Source organism: Cellulomonas sp. P4_A2, from assembly GCF_056402515.1.
Genome location: NZ_JBFUHG010000144.1, coordinates 1 through 420, shown reverse-complemented (window position 1 = coordinate 420; position 420 = coordinate 1). Strand labels below are relative to the sequence as shown.

General features: G+C 69.8%; 1 protein-coding gene. It reads right to left on the bottom strand.

Translation table 11 applies throughout. The features are described 5' to 3' along the window. On the bottom strand, positions 1-238 hold a 238-nt coding region (locus AC1DUE_RS20455), incomplete at its 3' end, for a YqgE/AlgH family protein (protein ID WP_477041235.1). Positions 239-420 lie beyond the last annotated feature (182 nt).

The following is a 420-nucleotide window of genomic DNA, read 5'->3' as shown; positions in this document are numbered from 1 at the left end:
GCGCCGAGTCGAGCGAGACGGGGCCGCCCTGGAAGACGACGTCCGGCTCAGCGGTCAGGTCGGCCCAGGACACGAGGATGTCACCGACACCGACCGGGGTCGGGCGGTTCAGGACCACGCCGAGCGAGCCCTCCTCGTCGTGGTCGAGGAGCAGCACCACCGCGCGGTCGAAATTCGGGTCCGCCAGGGCGGGCGTGGCCACGAGCAGTCGCCCTGTGAGCGAGGACACCTCGGTCATGGCAGAAATGATCCCGCATCTTCGCCCTCCGTGGGGACCAAGTGGTGCGGCGGCTGCCGAAGGGGGCCCGAGCGCAGCTCAGGGCGCACGGGTGCACGAAGAGCGCACGATCCGGGAGGCACTTGCGGACGGTGACCCTCCGCAAGGCTCGGCAAGCAGAGCGTGTTGTGGCGGATTCATGA